Genomic DNA, 15,801 nt, shown 5'->3' with positions numbered 1-15,801 from the left:
CGACGATGGGGTTGTGGCGGATGCTTAAGTTAAAGAGTGCTTCGGTACCGACACTCTCCAATCCGGCATGGGGGCGGTAGGAAACGGGTAAGCCTTGGCTGCGCCAATAGTGTGTGGGACTGTCGCCAAAGACGACTACGTCGCCATGTTGTTCATGCTGTTCGAAGGCATACCAGATGCCTTCTTCTTCACACAGACGGTTGATAAAGTCGAAGTCGCTTTCGAGATACTGGGTGACATACTCGCGTACGCTGTAACTGCGGCTCTTTTGGAAACGGTAGTCGACACCGGAGAAGCCGTGATGCTTAAAGACGGCGGCAACGATATCGGGGACGGTTTGGTGTTGGAACAGCCGGGAGGTTTGGAAATGTTTTAAAGCCGCGAAACGCGGCTCTAAAACAAAGCGGTAAACGGTTTCATTCTTGGAGACGGACAACTTCTCGCATGAGGTGATAATGCCCTGCCATTGCTTTGCCAGGTGATCGTCTGAAGCAGACCCGAATGCCCCGGCCACTTCCAACAGTAAGCCTTCCTGCGGATGAATCTCAAACGCTGCGCGCTGGTTGAGGTAGGAAGACAGAGGCAGCGAGGAATCGGTCGAGGTGGCGGTAATTTCAACACTGTAAGCGGTATTGACTGCTTCGGATGCGCTGAAGGAGCGGACTGAAAGTGTGGGGGAAAAACGGGCAAAGGTAAGGTGGTAGGATTGGCGGGCAGTCATGACGAGACAATTTTAGAATGACAATGAATTTGATATATTAACTTGGATTATGCTGATGGTAAAGCAAATGGGATAAATGGAAAAAAGGCCGTCTGAAAGGTAATAAATCCAGTTGATTTCAATCTACTTATCAACAAACCTTAAAACTCTCTCCAATTAAATTTTTAAGAAATTTGCGTGAATCAACTTCTAAATCTAACTATTTTTTTAATAACTATACCGTCCGCTTATTTATGATACCACCCACTCATTTCTAATGAAAAAAGTACAAATTTAATGGAAAATATACACCTTCAAACTTAATCGCCTTTAAAAAACGAATGCGCTCCTTTCTCCACATCCTCAAAAAAATCGGCAAAATAGCGCTGATCATCCCTATTTTTGCCCTATTGTATTTTTTGTCTGCTTGGATGATGGCTTCATTGCCGCTTAATGAAGAGCAGCCCAAAGGGGAAATTACTTTATTTTTAGTCAGTAACGGCGTGCATACTGATGTAGTCATGCCGCTGAAGAATGATATTTTTGATTGGTCGGATGTCGTCAATCCAAAAGACATGCTTTCTACTAATCCTCAAATAACGCATATCGGTTTAGGCTGGGGGGAGCGTAATTTTTATTTATACACGCCTGAGTGGAAAGATTTGACTTTCTCCAATGCTTTAGATGCATTAAGCGGGCTGAACCGTACGCTGATTCATGTTACTTATTATCCTTTTGAACCACGAGAAAATAGCCACGTCGTCAAATTTTTGGTCACGCCTGAGCAATACAGGAATTTAACCAAATCGCTCTTGGCCGGTTTTCAACAAAAAAATGGGCAAACTATCTTGCTAAAAGGAGTCCATCATCAGTCTAACGATGCTTTTTACGAAGCCAAAGGGCGCTATCATTTATTCAATACTTGCAACACTTGGTTGAATGACAAATTGGTTGAAAGCGGCCTTAAAGGCGTGTATTGGACTCCTTTCTCTTCACCCTTACTGGAACAATACCGATAGCCTTCACGCTTCTCAATTTTTGGTCTATGTAAGACTTCAGGCCGTCTGAACATTTTCAGACGGCCTGTATTTTGATAAAAACCCAAAGCCCTTTATTATATAAATGAAATTTTTTAATGGTATTAAATATTAATTTTTACAAAAAAATCAATTTTAAATTCTATAATACAATTAAAATAAAGAAATTTTAGAATAAAATTGCTAAGATAAAAAACTAAGCCTTGTTTAATTCTGCTAAAACCTGTAACCTGTATCAAAAATAAACAAGAGAGTCCATCATGTCCCAACACCACCCTACCGACGATATTAAAATTAAAGAAGTCAAAGAGTTATTACCTCCAATCGCGCATTTGTATGAGCTGCCTGTTACGCCTCAGGTTGCCAATTTGGTTTATAAAACACGTCATGAGATTTCGGATTTGGTTCACGGCCGCGACAACCGTTTGCTGGTCATTATCGGTCCATGCTCGATTCACGATACTAAGGCGGCGGTTGAATATGCGCAAAAATTGCTGCCCTTGCGCAAAAAATATGAGAAAGAGCTGCTGATTGTAATGCGCGTGTATTTTGAAAAACCGCGTACAACTGTTGGTTGGAAAGGTCTGATTAACGATCCGCACTTGGACGGTACGTTTGACATCAACTACGGTCTGCGCCAAGCGCGTCAGTTGTTGCTGACTTTGAACGAAATGGGCATGCCTGCTTCGACTGAATTCTTGGACATGATTACGCCGCAATACTACGCCGACCTGATTTCTTGGGGCGCGATTGGTGCGCGTACGACTGAAAGCCAGGTACACCGCGAATTGGCCAGTGGCCTCTCCTGCCCTGTCGGTTTTAAAAACGGTACGGACGGCAATCTGAAAATCGCCATCGACGCCATCGGCGCCGCCAATCATCCGCACCACTTCCTGTCTGTAACCAAAGCCGGTCATTCCGCGATTGTCCACACCAGTGGCAACCCTGACTGCCATGCGATTTTGCGTGGCGGTAAAGAGCCTAATTACAGCGCGGAACACGTTAAAGACGCGGTTGCGCAGCTTCAAAAAGCCGGCGTGAGCAGCAAACTGATGGTGGACTGCAGCCATGCCAACAGCCGTAAAGACTTCCGCAAACAAATGGATGTAGCTCGCGATGTTGCGGCACAGCTGAAAGCCGGTGAAGAAAACATCATGGGCGTGATGGTGGAAAGCCACTTGGTTGAAGGCCGCCAAGACAAGCCAGAGGTTTACGGTCAAAGTATTACGGATGCCTGCATCGGTTGGGATACGACTGAAGAATTGCTGGCCCTGCTTGCCGAAGCGAAAGGTTACCAAGCATAAGTGCGAAACCATTAAAAAGACCGGATATGTTCCGGTCTTTTTTTGCGTCTGTCATTTTAATTTCTTTGCTCAAGATACCAAGCAATTTTTAGTCAGATTTGACATCAAAACAATATGTTAGAAAATATTCAGGCCGTCTGAAAACCCGATCATTCAGGTTTTCAGACGGCCTCTCCTACTTTTCTTTTCAATTAAAACGTGTGTTTAACCGTTGCAGTCACACTACGCGGCGTGCCGTAAACGTGAATATCCGGCATGGTGCGATAGCGTTTGTTGAACACGTTTTCAAAGTCCAAACTGATGCGGGTGGATTTGCCGATTTTGTAATGACCGGTCAAGTCCAGCGTTGCATACGGACGTTGGGTCAACGCGGCCGCGGCGGCTGGATTGATGTCTGCAGGGTATTCATCCAGCGTGTGGCTGCGGCTTTGCCAGTTGACGTTGGCACCCAGGTTCAAACGGTCGGTTACGTCATACGCGGTAAAGAGTTTGAACAAATGAACGGGATAAGACGGATGCAGTTGAACCCCTTCGCTGTCTTTGATTTTAGAACGTGCATAAGACGCATTCAACAGCCATTTTTCGCTCAGACGGCCGCCGACAGAGAGTTCCACGCCTTTTGTTGTGGTGTTGTCGGCTGCGCGGTAGTATTCCTCGCCATTTGCGAATTTGCCTGCGACAACGCCCAAATGGTCGCGTTTGTTCATAAAGACGGAGGCGGAAGCATTCAGACGGCCTTCAAACCATGAGGCTTTCAAACCGGTCTCGTAAGTTTTGCCGCGCTGCGGTTTGAGCGCTGCGCCGTCTTTGGTCAGGTAACGCACTTGCGGACGGAAAATGGTGGTGTAAGACGCATAGGCGGTCAAATTGTCGCCGATGTCGTAGGTTACGCCCAAATAAGGAATGAAAACGTTTTGTTTATGGCTGCTATGTGCGAATTTGTTACGGCTGGTGCTGTAACGGTAACGCCAATCCACAAAACGGCTGCCGCCGATAAAGGCGAGCTTGTCGGTCAGTTTGAAACGGGTCGAGCCGTAAACCGACAGGTTTTTCATACGTGAAAAACCATCGCGCAGATATGGCATATCGGGTTTGGCGATGTTGCCGTCAAATTTACGCAAATCGGGAATCATCGACTCGCCTTCTTCGTAGAAAGAAAGGTTTTCTTTGTTGTCCTGATAGCTGATACCCACATTGAACTCATGCGAACGGCCCAACGCCGGATAATGGCCGTCTAAGGCCAATGAAAAATTCTGGTCGCGGTATTTGCTGCGATCGCGGTCAGATGTAAAGAGCGCGGAGTAATCGGAATTAATGACAAAAGTACCGGCAATGCCTGAAACGATGTCGTTTTTACCCGAAACATGGCTGTAATCGCCTGTCAGTTTCCAGCCGTTGTCAAACTCATGGCTGAGGGAAGTGAATACTTCGGCACTGGTGTCTTTGCCGTATGCCCAGCGTGCGGACGAATTGCTACGCGGCGAAGACTCAAACGGTATGAATCCAGTACGGCGCGAACCTGCTGCGGTCAGGTAGCTGAAACGCGAGCTGCCGGTATTGCGGAAACGGTGTATTTCCGTACCGAGGCGCCATTGGGTTTGCGGCGTGATATCGTAAGACAACGTACCGTAGAAAGTGTGATTATGGCGCGATGTGTTCGGCAGGTAATCGCCGCCGTGGTCGCTGACCAAAATAGCGCGGCCGCGCAAGGTATTGTCTGTATTCAAAGGCTGATTGGCATCAAGGACGAAGCGGTAGTGGTTCCACGAACCGACACCGGCTTCTACGCTGATGGCTGGCTTGGCAGTCGGTTTTTTGCGTTCCAAAGCAACCGTACCGCCCGGCTCGCCCATACCGCCGTTGGACAAACCGCTTGCGCCGCGTACGACGACGACTTGTTCGTACAATGTGCTGTCCAGATTGTTGGTGCCGCGGCGGATGGCTTTACCGTCGTAAAGGAACTTGGGCGCGCCGTCCACGGAAATGCTGTCAATCGCCTGGCTGCGCGAAATAAATTGGCTGTGGCCGGAGACGTTGTTGCCCATTTTGCTGTGGAACACACCCGGTGTTTGTTTCAACACGTCCTGCAAGGTATCCAAACCTTGGTCGTCCATTTGTTTTTCAGTAACGACAGACAGGGACTGCGGCGTTTCGCGCTGGGTCAGGCGGATGCCTGTTGCGGCAGAGGAAGCAGGAATGGTGTAGTTGGAAGTAGTCTGTTTTCCGACACCTTGGACGGTAACTGTCGGTAAATCGACACGTTCTTGCGGCTGGGTATTTTCTACTTCGGTTGCGAAAGAATACGCCGAACACAGCGCCAGACTGACGGCAAAGCTTAATTTGCCATAGGGGAATACAGGTAGTGACATAGCCTCTCCAATTAGCTTATCTTTACAATTTGGTCGCAGATTCTATCAAAAAGATGTAGTCCGATGAAACTATGTTCTAATCACTATTTTCTAAGTCATTTGTTTCATTAAAAATATTTCTTTAAGACTAATCATAATTAACTAGAAAGGCCGTCTGAAAACCCGCATCATCAGGTTTTCAGACGGCCTTAATCTTTTTATTACAAGGTAATCAGTCTGCCAATTTTCGTGCCAATTCTGCCAAACGTTTACCTTGTGCGAAGGCAATATCGTTTTCTTCAGCAGTCAATGCCGGCTTGCTGTCGTGGCCGGAAACATGGCTTGCGCCGTAAGGCGTGCCGCCGCTTTGGGTATTGCTGAGCGCGGACTCGGTATATGGAATGCCGCTGATGACCATGCCGTGGTGCAACAGGGGCAGCATCATGGTCAGCAGGGTGCTTTCTTGGCCGCCGTGCAGCGAAGATGTGCTGGTGAATACGGTGGCAGGCTTGCCGACAAGTTCTGCGCCGAGCCAAAGGGGAATGGTGCCGTCGATAAAGTATTTCATCGCGGCAGCCATATTGCCAAAACGTGTCGGGCTGCCGAGCGCGAGGCCGGCGCAATTTTTGAGGTCGTCGGCAGTCGCGTAGGGCGCACCTTCGTCGGGAATGTCTTTTTCAACGGCTTCGCAAACGGTGGAAACTTTGGGAACGGTACGCAATACGGCTTCGCAACCGTCCACGCTTTCGATACCGCGTGCGATTTGGCGGGCAAGGTTGCGTGTGCTGCCATTTTGGGAATAAAAGAGAACGAGGACTTTCAGAGGATTTGGGTTCATTTGGGGTTTCCGTTACAATGCTGTCAGGTTTCAGACGGCCTTTTGAATACTCGGGCCGTCTGAAAAGAAAAATTTCTATTCAAAAGTGGGAAAAGGTTATGCCGTTTTCGCAATGGTGGCAAGGTTTTTTAAAGAGTAAAGGCGTGGCGTTCGCTTGGTTTGTCGTGCGCCGTTTTGATGAGGAGCGTGTGCCGCAGGTTGCGGCAAGCATGACGTTTACGACGCTTTTGGCTTTGGTGCCCGTGTTGACGGTGATGGTCGTCATCGCTTCGGCCTTCCCTGTTTTTGACCAATGGTCGGGGGAATTTGTCTCTTTCATCAATCGTACCATTGTGCCGCAGGGCGCGGATATGGTGTTTGACTACATCAATGCGTTCCGCGATAAGGCCACCAAGCTGACGGCCATCGGCAGTGTGATGTTGGTCGTAACCTCGCTGATGCTGATTCGGACGATAGACAATGCGTTCAACCGGATTTGGCGCGTCAATTCGCAACGGCCTTGGATGATGCAGTTTTTGGTGTATTGGGCGTTGCTGACGTTTGGGCCTTTGTCTTTGGGTGTAGGCTTGTCGGTCGTAATCGGTCAGGTGCAAGTAGTGGGCGGCTCGGAATGGCTGAGGGTTATCACTACGGTTTCATTTATTACGGTGCTGCTGTGGGGTTTATACCGCTTTGTGCCCAACCGTTTCGTACCGGCAAGCCATGCTTTGGTCGGCGCGGCTGTAACGGCGTTTTGCTTGGAAACGGCACGCTTTTTATTCGCTTGGTACATGGGCAACTTTGACGGCTACAAATCAATTTACGGCGCATTTGCCGCAGTACCGTTTTTCCTGTTGTGGCTCAACCTGTTATGGACGCTGGTATTGGGCGGTGCGGTTTTGACCTCGTCCCTCTCCTACTGGCGCGGCGAAGCGTTCCGCCGCAGTTTGGATGCGCGCGGCCGCTTTGACGATGTATTGAAAATCCTGCTGCTACTCGATTCTGCCCAACAAAACGGCAAGGCATTGCCGGTGCAGGAGTTCAGACGGCATATCAATATGGGCTTTGATGAATTGGGCGAGCTTTTAGAAAAACTGGCGCGACACGGTTATGTCTATTCCGGCCGTCAGGGCTGGGTCTTGAAAATGGGGGCGGAGTCCATCGACTTGGCGGAGCTGTTCAAACTCTTTGTCTACCGTCCGCAAACGCTTAATAAAGACAAGGTCAATCAAACGGTTGACCACATCATGCAGCCCTGCTTGGAAACCTTGAACATGACGCTGGCCGAGTTCGGCGCCCATACGAAAAAACAATCCTCTTAAACCTGACGCCGTCTGAAACCAAAAATATCAAGTTTCAGACGGCCTTTGCTATAATCGGCACACTACTGAATATTACATTCGACCTACAAGGATAAATAGATGAAAACACCAGCCCTACTCTCGCTACTCGGTCTGATTCCATCTGCCGCCTTTGCCGCCCACGGCGTAGGCCTTGGCCAACCACCCAAATATCCGGCCAACTTCACCGCCTTCGAATACGTCAATCCCAACGCCCCAAAAGGTGGCTCATTTACCACGCCTTTCCTCGGTGCTTTTGACACGCTCAACCCCTTTACCCTCAAAGGCAACCACGAATACGGCATCAGTATGCTGACGCTCGACACCCTGACCGAGCAAAGCATGGACGAACCTTACGCCGTTTACGGGCTGATTGCCGAAGACATCGCCCTGGCGCCGGACGGCCTTTCCGTTACCTTCAAAATCAACCCCAAAGCCAAATTCCACAACGGCGACCCCGTTTTGGCCAAAGACGTTGCCGCTTCATTTAACATCCTGACCAAAGACAAAGCCGCCGCCCCCATGTACCACTTCTACTGGAGCGACGTGGCCAAAGTGGAAACGCCCAACGACCGCACCGTCGTGTTCCGTTTCAAGCAGCGCAACTCAGAATTGCACATGATTCTCGGCAGCCTGCCCGTCTTCTCGCATAAAAGCTATCCAAAAGGCCTGGCCGCCGCGCCCAACAGCCTGCCCATCGGTTCCGGCCCCTACCGTTTTGCCAAAGCCGAAAACGGCCGCATCAGCGAGTTTGTCCGCGACAAAAACTACTGGGCGCAAAACCTGCCCGTGCGCAAAGGCCGTTACAATTACGACCACATCCGCATCAAATACGTCAAAGACGAAGTTGTCCGCATCGAAGGGTTAAAAGGCGGCCAATATGACTTCGTACAAGAAAACGTCGCCCGCAACTGGGCGCGTGCCTACTCCGACGAAGTCCTCAAAAAACGCAATCTGTCCAAACACGAATGGGTACAAAACAGCACAGCCGGCATGCAAGGCTTTGTCATCAATATGCGCCACAAGCCCTTGGACAATATTTACGTCCGCCGCGCCTTGATTGAAAGCTTTGACTACGAAAGCGTCAACAGCCGCATCTTCTACGGCGCATACCGCCGCACCGACAGCTTCTTCACCAACAGCACCATGGCTGCGACCGGAAAGCCTGACAGCGCGGAAACCGCATTGCTCAAATCATTGGGCACCAAGTTGCCCGACGGCGTATTGGATCAAGACGTCCCTATGCCGCCGGTTACCGACCCCAAACTGGGCGTGCGTCCGAACCTGCTCAAAGCACGCGCCCTGCTTGAAAAAGGCGGCTACCAATACAAAAACGGCAAAGCAGTCGACAAACAAGGCAAACCGCTGACCTTTGAATTCCTCGCCCCCAGCAAAAACTACGAACGCATTACCGCCAAATGGCAGCGCGACCTCGCCAAAATCGGCATTACTATGAACGTGCGCACCGCCGATTCCGCCGTATACCAAAAACGCATGAACGACTTCGATTTTGACGTGACCACCGGCTACTACGGCAACAGCGAAAGCCCCGGCAACGAGCAATACGACTACTTCAGCTGCGCCGCCGCCAAAACCGAAGGCAGCCGCAATCTATCCGGCGTCTGTCATCCCGCGGTTGAAAAACTGTTAACCCATTTCAACAGCTTTACCAACCGCCAAGAGCTGCAAACCACCTCGCGCGCGCTCGACCGACTGATCCGCCACCAATACACCATCGTTCCAAACTGGTTCGCCGACCGCTACCGCGTCGTGTACCGTAACGATGTCGGCATTCCGTCCAAGCTGCCGAAATACTACGACCCTATTACCTTCGCCATGACCGCAGGCTGGAAGAAAAAGTAGTCGCATTTCGACAACACGTCCAAGCGGCTGACAAGCCCTTGGCGTGTAGTCTTAAGCATAGAATCATAAAACCTAGTTGTTTGTTTAAAAACAATCAATCGGCTGATTCCAAACAAACATAAAAGAAAAAACAACTTAAAACCAAATCAAAGGCCGTCTGAAACATCCGTCAGCAAAATCATCTGCAACGGAACATTTCAGACGGCCTTTTCGTCTCTTTTCAATCCATTTTCGCAACCGAAGCAAAATATCGAAAATGAACAAAAAAATTGCAAAACAATGCCCTCAAATTTTACAAAACCGTGTACACTGCAAGGTAAGAGTTTGAATTATAAGGTTAATCTTAATAAAAACTACAATCATCCAAATTTAACCTAAATCAAGCGTTCATATAACAGACAAAAGGAACAATAATATGGAAATCAAGCGTCTCTCTACCATTCTCAAACTGATTGCCAACCCCGAACGTATGGCCATTCTTTTTCTGCTGCTTGACGGCGACCGCAGCATTACCGAACTGGCGCAAGCGCTCGACTCCTCCCCGACCGGCATCGCCAACCACCTCGCACGCCTGCGCACCGAAGGCATCATCGATTTCACGCGCTACCACCGCATCATCGAATACCGCCTCATCTCCGAAGAAGCCACCACCATCCTCAATACCCTGCGCACGCTCAAAGACCAAGCCGAATAAACAAATTATTCCACATCACAACATCAAGGCCGTCTGAAACATCAGCTTTCAGACGGCCTGCCCCTTTCAGCCCATATCGAAAAATAAACCAATCCGCTATACAATACCGCCCATGCACACAGGCACAATCTGCCGCCTTCCCACCCAACAGCACACACGGAAACATCATGAAAATCGCCACTTGGAACGTCAATTCCCTCAACGTCCGCCTGCCCCAAGTACAAAACTGGCTGGCCGACCACCAAGCCGACATACTCGCCTTACAAGAACTCAAACTCGACCAAGACAAATTCCCGGCCGCCGCCCTACAAATGATGGGCTGGCACTGCGTCTGGAGCGGCCAAAAAACCTACAACGGCGTCGCCATCATCAGCTGCCACGAGCCGCAAGACGTACATTGCGGCCTTCCCGCCCTTCCCGACGACCCGCAACGCCGCGTCATCGCCGCCACCATCAACGGCGTACGCGTCATCAACGTCTATTGCGTCAACGGCGAAGCCCTGGACAGCCCCAAATTCCAATACAAAGAACAATGGTTTGCCGCATTGACCGAGTTCGTCCGCGCCGAAATGGCCGCCCACCCCAAACTCGTCCTGCTCGGCGACTTCAACATCGCCCCTGCCGATGCCGACTGCTACGACCTCGAAAAATGGCACGAAAAAATCCATTGCTCCTCCATCGAAAGACAATGGTTTAAAAACCTGCTCGACCTCGGCCTGACTGACAGCCTGCGCAAAGTCCACCCCGAAGGCGCGTTCTACACCTGGTTCGACTACCGCGGCGCCATGTTCCAACGCAAACTCGGCCTGCGCATCGACCATATCCTCACCAGCCCCGAACTCGCCGCCACCCTTACCGACGTCACAGTCGACCTAGAAACCCGAGCCCAAGAACGCCCCAGCGACCATGCACCGGTAATCGCCGAGTTTGACTGTTAGATTTTGAGTGAATAAACAATAAGGCCGCCTGAAAACTGAATTTCAGACGGCCTTGGTATTGTGCACAATAAAATATAGATTGAATTCTCAAATCTATTTGTTTTTGAGATTACAATAAGAACAAAGTTTGAAAATTTAGGAGTACATATGTTACTAGATATTAATGAGGATTTTAAATTAGTCTATGATCTTTCTATTGAAATAGAAAGAGATCCAAGCTTTATGCATCTGGTTCAACAAGTAACCCTAGACCCCAATAAGCCGCATGTTGGTTTAAAAGGGAATTTAGGGTTATATGGATCTGAACTCTGGTGGGAAAATATAAAAAACAAAGTGATGAAAACAAATATTATTAGAGGGGTAATAAAAAGATGCTATAAAGCAGGCCAAGATAGCCAAGACTCAGTTAATTCATTCGAACTGATATTGCCTGATGGCCGAACATGGAATGAAAGTATCTATACAAATAACAGAAAAGATATTAACCTTTTTAAAATTGGTCATGAAGTTATTATATTTTATGCACATGATGAAATAAAACCATCTAATAGTATTAATGAACAAATAAGATATGCTGATACAGTTATTGAAATGGCTATATCAAAAAATGTTGTTATGGGCTACGCTGATAAATCTAGGTTTGTAAGATTTTTAATGTCTTTACGTCTATTGAAAACCAAAATATGAAAAAAGGTCGTCTGTTAATATTCAGACGACCTTCTTATTTTTACCTTTCAGACGGCCTTTAATATTACCCATCAACCCAACGTTACCATCTCAATCTGTTCCATACTTCTGCCCAAGAAGCGTTCGCCGATGGTGCGGAAGCGCAGTGGGATGTCGCTGACGTAGAAGCGGTAATCCGGGTTGTCGTTTTCTGTATTCAGCAAACCTGCTTGCGCCAAGGCTTTGGCGGTGGCTTCGGCGGTGGTGATGGCGGAATCGACCAAGGTGACGTTTTGTGCTTCGCGGCCGATAAGCGGTTTGAGCAGTGGGAAGTGGGTGCAACCCAACACCAGCGTATCGATGTCGTCGGCCAAGAGAGGCTTCAGGTATTCGCGTACGGTTAGACGGGTGACTTCGTGATCGAGCCAGCCCTCTTCTACCAATGGCACAAGCAGGGGCGCGGCTTGTGTGCGCACCAGCGTGTCGTTGTTTTTTGAATGGATGGCGCGCGCGTAGGCATTGCTGTTGACGGTAGTGTTGGTTGCGATAATGCCGATTCGGTTGTTTTTGGTGGTTTGCAAAGCGGCTTCAGCACCGGCGGAGATGACGTCCAATACGGGCATATTGCCTGCTTTTTGACGGATTTTCTGTCCGGCAACGGCGGCGATGGTGTTGCACGCGATGACGAGTGCTTTGACATCGTTTTCCAGCAGGAAATCGACAATCTGCATGGCGAAGGTTTCTATAGTGGCGCGGGATTTGGTGCCGTAAGGAACGCGTGCGGTATCGCCGAAATAGATGATGTTTTCCATCGGCAGGCGTTCCATCAGGGCGCGGACGTTGGTCAAGCCACCGACGCCGGAATCGAATACGCCGATAGGGCGTTGTTTGCTGGTACTCATGGTTAATTTCTTCAATATAGTGTTGAGGCCGTCTGAAACCGTTTTTCAGACGGCCTGAAGGTTAAACATATTCTTTTTTATCGTTTTCCACCCAAGCCTGATGCGAGCAAATCCACAACAGTACGATACCGCACACAGTCGAACTCAACATCATACCGGCCATTACCAAGGCGGAACCATTATGCAGCCAAGTCGTTGCCATGCCGACCGATGCGCCGATAAGGGATTGGAACACGCCTAAAACGGCATTTGCGCTGCCGCCCTCTGCGCTGAAATAACTCATAAAGCAGGCTTGAGTGTTCGCACCGACCAAGCCTTGCGTACCGACTGAAAACATCACACAGGGTACCAAAGCCCACAAAGGCGGCAGAGACAGCGACAACACCAAAACCGTCATCAGCAGATTGGCGGTAAATTGGACAATAATGCCCCATTTGAGGATGTTTTGAGGATGCGTACCGGTTTTCAAACGCCATGCGGTAACGCGGTTAAACGACATCATGGTAATGATATTGAGCGCAAATATCCAAGCATATTGGTTTGGTGAAACATGATACAGATGTTGGTACACGAACGACGATTCGGTCAAAAAGGCAAACATCGAACCGAAACTGAAAGCTTGGAAAAACAAATAGCCCATTGCGGCGCGCATCCTCAAAACGCGTTTAAACCTGCCGGCCACCACGCCGAACACGTCCATGCTGATTTTGCCTTTTTGGTGCGGCTTGGGCAGGAAATACCACATCAAACCCCAAAGCAGCAGCGAATAACAGGCCAGAAAGCCGAAAATCATGCGCCAGCCGCCCAAATTCTGCAAACCGGCACCAATCATCGGCGCCATCAATGGCACAATCATCAGAATGATACCGATTAAGGCAAACATCTGCGCGGCTTTGCGTCCGGAATAATAATCGCGCACCATCGCGCCGGAAATCACCACGGTCATCCCCGCGCCAAACGCCTGCACGGCACGCAAGTTCAACAGCTGCTCGACATTATTCACCATCGTCAAACCGATAACGGCGGCAAAGTAAATGCTCAAGCCCACCAAGGCGACAGGTTTGCGGCCTTTAATATCCGAAATCGAACCGCCGACCACCTGACCAAACGCCACGCCAAACATAAAAAAGCTCAGGCTTTGCTCAATGCGGTGGATGTCCGAACCCAACGACTTCGCCATTTCGGGAATCGCAGGCAGATAGGCATCGACAGAAAACGGCATCAGCGCGACCAACATCGCCATCAGCACGGCCATGGTTTTTTCACCCAAAGGGGCTTGTTGTGCAGTCATTCCGACTTTCGCTTTCGTAAAAAATATTCAAAAAACAAAGAAAACAACCGCCTTGTCAGACGGTTGCGGATTGGATGGAATTATAGCAGATTTCAACCTTGTCCAATCACTGCAAAAAAACCTTTGCAAAACTTAAGGCCGTCTGAAACTTTGCTTAGTTGAATCCCCTCGCCGCAAACGTTAAAATGCTTGTTTTTTAAGACAACAAATTGTTTCACATCACGGATTCTAAGGAATAATCATGACTACATTTCAAATTGCGCGTGCCGACGGGAAAACGCTCGAAATCCAAGGCAAAATGGCCAACCGCCACGGCTTGATCGCCGGCGCGACCGGTACGGGTAAAACCGTTACCCTGCGCCGTATGGCAGAAGCCTTCAGCAGCGAAGGCGTCCCTGTATTCTTGGTCGATGTCAAAGGCGATTTGTCGGGCATTGCGCAAGCCGGTGCCAACAGCGGCAAAGTGGGCGAACGCATCGCCGAGTTTGATTTGGGCGAGCAATGGCTGCAAAATTTCCCCGTGCGCTTTTGGGATGTTTACGGCGAAACCGGTATTCCCGTACGCGTAACCGTTTCAGAAATGGGCCCTATGCTTTTGGCCCGCCTGATGAATCTGAACGACACGCAAGAAGGCCTGCTCAACCTCGTGTTCAAAGTTGCCGACGACAGAGGCTGGCACATTCTGGACTTAAAAGACCTGCGCAGCATGTTGAAACACGTTTCCGACCATGCTTCGGAATACCGCACGCAATACGGCAACGTTTCTGCCGCCAGTATCGGCGCGATTCAACGCCAACTGCTGACTTTGGAAAACGAAGGCGCAGAAAAATTCTTCGGAGAACCTTCCCTCAACCTGCAAGACTGGATGCAAACCGACAACGGCAAAGGCATCATCAACATCCTCAACTCCGAAAAACTGATGCGCTCGCCGCGTATGTACAGCGCGTTTTTGCTGTGGATGCTGGCAGAATTGTTTGAAACCCTGCCCGAAGTCGGCGATTTGGACAAACCAAAATTCGTGATGTTCTTCGACGAAGCGCATTTGATGTTCGACAATGCCGCCAATGCGTTGGTCGAACAAATCGAACAAGTCGTGCGCCTGATCCGTTCTAAAGGCGTGGGCGTATATTTCGTCACCCAAAATCCGCTCGACTTGCCCGATACCATCCTCGGCCAACTGGGTAACCGCGTACAACACGCCCTGCGCGCCTTCACACCGCGCGACCAAAAAGCAGTCAAAGCCGCTGCCGAAACCTTCCGCAGCAACCCAAATATCAAAGTTGCCGAAGCGATTGCCGAACTGGGCGTCGGCGAAGCCCTCGTTTCCTTCCTTGATGAAAAAGGTATGCCCGAGCCGGTGGAACGCGCCCTCATCCTGCCGCCTCAATCCGCTCTGACCCCGCTTGCCGCCGAAGAGCGCAACCGCTTGTTCCAAAACGACGATTTGTACCCAACCTATAAAGACATGGTGGATAACTACTCCGCTTTTGAAGCATTGGCCGAAGCAGACAGCCAGGCTGCCGCTGAAAAAGAAGCCGCAAATGCCGCCAAAGAGCAGGAAAAAGCACAAAAAGCCGCAGAAAAAGAAGCTGCCAATGCCGATCCTGGCATCCTCGGCGGACTGATCGGCGGTTTGAGCGGCGGACGTAAAAAATCCGGCCAAGGTTTGGGCTACAACGTTGCCGACGCCATCGGCAGCCAAATCAACCGCCAAGTCACCAACGCCATTTCCCGCAGCGTAATGGGCATTATTAAAAATATGTTCAAATAATCAGCCTGAGACCTTTGCAAAATAGCCCTTTCCTCAACAGCCGAAGCCCAAAACAGGATTTCGGCTGTTTTCGTTTCAAATATCCACCGATTCTACTCAAATATCCCCTTAATCTCCCTTGGATACCTGA

The 15,801-nt window shown here is 49.6% G+C and carries 13 protein-coding genes; 8 read left to right on the top strand and 5 right to left on the bottom strand.

Translation table 11 applies throughout. From position 1 onward, the window contains the following. Window positions 1–721: type VI secretion system Vgr family protein (locus tag TW89_RS05095; RefSeq protein WP_128580747.1), on the bottom strand; the 721-nt coding region annotated here is incomplete at its 3' end. Between the two features lie 320 nt (window positions 722–1,041). On the opposite strand from TW89_RS05095, the gene TW89_RS05090 reads away from it, so the two are divergent. Together TW89_RS05090 and aroG are read left to right on the top strand one after the other, a co-directional pair. Then, window positions 1,042–1,719: a TIGR02117 family protein gene (locus tag TW89_RS05090; protein ID WP_128580746.1), complete on the top strand. Its 678-nt coding sequence runs from the start codon at window positions 1,042–1,044 to the stop codon at window positions 1,717–1,719. Between the two features lie 278 nt (window positions 1,720–1,997). Continuing rightward, window positions 1,998–3,041: a 3-deoxy-7-phosphoheptulonate synthase AroG gene (aroG, locus tag TW89_RS05080; protein WP_003683923.1), complete on the top strand. Its 1,044-nt coding sequence runs from the start codon at window positions 1,998–2,000 to the stop codon at window positions 3,039–3,041. A gap of 191 nt (window positions 3,042–3,232) precedes the next feature. On the opposite strand, the gene TW89_RS05075 is transcribed toward aroG, so the two are convergent. Together TW89_RS05075 and wrbA are read right to left on the bottom strand one after the other, a co-directional pair. Next, the gene (locus TW89_RS05075) at window positions 3,233–5,410 is read right to left on the bottom strand and encodes a TonB-dependent siderophore receptor (protein WP_128580745.1); all 2,178 of its coding nucleotides are present in this window, start codon (window positions 5,408–5,410) and stop codon (window positions 3,233–3,235) included. Window positions 5,411–5,621: 211 nt separating this feature from the next. Continuing rightward, a complete protein-coding gene (gene wrbA, locus TW89_RS05070) occupies window positions 5,622–6,227 on the bottom strand; it encodes an NAD(P)H:quinone oxidoreductase (RefSeq protein WP_128580744.1) in 606 nt (201 codons plus the stop codon). 98 nt (window positions 6,228–6,325) lie between these two features. Between wrbA and TW89_RS05065 the strand changes: the two genes are divergently transcribed. The 5 genes from TW89_RS05065 (at window position 6,326) to TW89_RS05040 (ending at window position 11,728) form a co-directional block, all read left to right on the top strand. Continuing rightward, a complete protein-coding gene (locus TW89_RS05065) occupies window positions 6,326–7,528 on the top strand; it encodes a YihY family inner membrane protein (protein ID WP_070607346.1) in 1,203 nt (400 codons plus the stop codon). A gap of 99 nt (window positions 7,529–7,627) precedes the next feature. Then, entirely contained in the window at window positions 7,628–9,409 is a 1,782-nt protein-coding gene (locus tag TW89_RS05060) for an extracellular solute-binding protein (RefSeq protein ID WP_070607349.1), read from the top strand. 415 nt (window positions 9,410–9,824) lie between these two features. Continuing rightward, window positions 9,825–10,103 (top strand): ArsR/SmtB family transcription factor, encoded by a 279-nt coding sequence (locus TW89_RS05055; protein WP_003683896.1) that lies wholly within the window; start codon window positions 9,825–9,827, stop codon window positions 10,101–10,103. Window positions 10,104–10,270: 167 nt separating this feature from the next. Beyond that, the gene (gene xth, locus TW89_RS05045) at window positions 10,271–11,041 is read left to right on the top strand and encodes an exodeoxyribonuclease III (protein WP_128580743.1); all 771 of its coding nucleotides are present in this window, start codon (window positions 10,271–10,273) and stop codon (window positions 11,039–11,041) included. 147 nt (window positions 11,042–11,188) lie between these two features. Next, entirely contained in the window at window positions 11,189–11,728 is a 540-nt protein-coding gene (locus TW89_RS05040) for a hypothetical protein (RefSeq protein ID WP_128580742.1), read from the top strand. 71 nt (window positions 11,729–11,799) lie between these two features. Here TW89_RS05040 and murI read toward each other — a convergent pair whose 3' ends face one another. Both murI and TW89_RS05030 read right to left on the bottom strand, forming a co-directional pair. Beyond that, window positions 11,800–12,609 carry a glutamate racemase gene (murI, locus tag TW89_RS05035; RefSeq protein ID WP_049331752.1) on the bottom strand — a complete coding sequence of 270 codons (810 nt, stop codon included), beginning with the start codon at window positions 12,607–12,609 and terminating at the stop codon, window positions 11,800–11,802. 61 nt (window positions 12,610–12,670) lie between these two features. Further along, window positions 12,671–13,900: a multidrug effflux MFS transporter gene (locus tag TW89_RS05030; protein ID WP_128580741.1), complete on the bottom strand. Its 1,230-nt coding sequence runs from the start codon at window positions 13,898–13,900 to the stop codon at window positions 12,671–12,673. 241 nt (window positions 13,901–14,141) lie between these two features. On the opposite strand from TW89_RS05030, the gene TW89_RS05025 reads away from it, so the two are divergent. After that, entirely contained in the window at window positions 14,142–15,671 is a 1,530-nt protein-coding gene (locus TW89_RS05025; RefSeq protein WP_128580740.1) for a helicase HerA-like domain-containing protein, read from the top strand. The last annotated feature ends 130 nt before the right edge of the window (window positions 15,672–15,801 follow it).

The organism is Neisseria flavescens (assembly GCF_001618065.1).
Taxonomy (GTDB): Bacteria; Pseudomonadota; Gammaproteobacteria; order Burkholderiales; family Neisseriaceae; genus Neisseria; species Neisseria flavescens_A.
The sequence above is the reverse complement of the archived record's forward strand: the minus strand, read 5'-3'. Positions and strand labels throughout refer to the sequence as shown.

What these genes read in the sequence shown, in the direction of transcription:
- TW89_RS05060 (WP_070607349.1), top strand. Translation starts at nt 7,628, where the DNA reads ATGAAAACACCAGCCCTACTCTCGCTACTCGGTCTGATTCCATCTGCC.
- xth (WP_128580743.1), top strand. Translation starts at nt 10,271, where the DNA reads ATGAAAATCGCCACTTGGAACGTCAATTCCCTCAACGTCCGCCTGCCC.
- TW89_RS05075 (WP_128580745.1), bottom strand. Translation starts at nt 5,410, where the DNA reads ATGTCACTACCTGTATTCCCCTATGGCAAATTAAGCTTTGCCGTCAGT.
- TW89_RS05040 (WP_128580742.1), top strand. Translation starts at nt 11,189, where the DNA reads ATGTTACTAGATATTAATGAGGATTTTAAATTAGTCTATGATCTTTCT.
- TW89_RS05030 (WP_128580741.1), bottom strand. Translation starts at nt 13,900, where the DNA reads ATGACTGCACAACAAGCCCCTTTGGGTGAAAAAACCATGGCCGTGCTG.
- aroG (WP_003683923.1), top strand. Translation starts at nt 1,998, where the DNA reads ATGTCCCAACACCACCCTACCGACGATATTAAAATTAAAGAAGTCAAA.
- TW89_RS05025 (WP_128580740.1), top strand. Translation starts at nt 14,142, where the DNA reads ATGACTACATTTCAAATTGCGCGTGCCGACGGGAAAACGCTCGAAATC.
- TW89_RS05065 (WP_070607346.1), top strand. Translation starts at nt 6,326, where the DNA reads ATGCCGTTTTCGCAATGGTGGCAAGGTTTTTTAAAGAGTAAAGGCGTG.
- murI (WP_049331752.1), bottom strand. Translation starts at nt 12,609, where the DNA reads ATGAGTACCAGCAAACAACGCCCTATCGGCGTATTCGATTCCGGCGTC.
- TW89_RS05090 (WP_128580746.1), top strand. Translation starts at nt 1,042, where the DNA reads ATGCGCTCCTTTCTCCACATCCTCAAAAAAATCGGCAAAATAGCGCTG.
- wrbA (WP_128580744.1), bottom strand. Translation starts at nt 6,227, where the DNA reads ATGAACCCAAATCCTCTGAAAGTCCTCGTTCTCTTTTATTCCCAAAAT.
- TW89_RS05055 (WP_003683896.1), top strand. Translation starts at nt 9,825, where the DNA reads ATGGAAATCAAGCGTCTCTCTACCATTCTCAAACTGATTGCCAACCCC.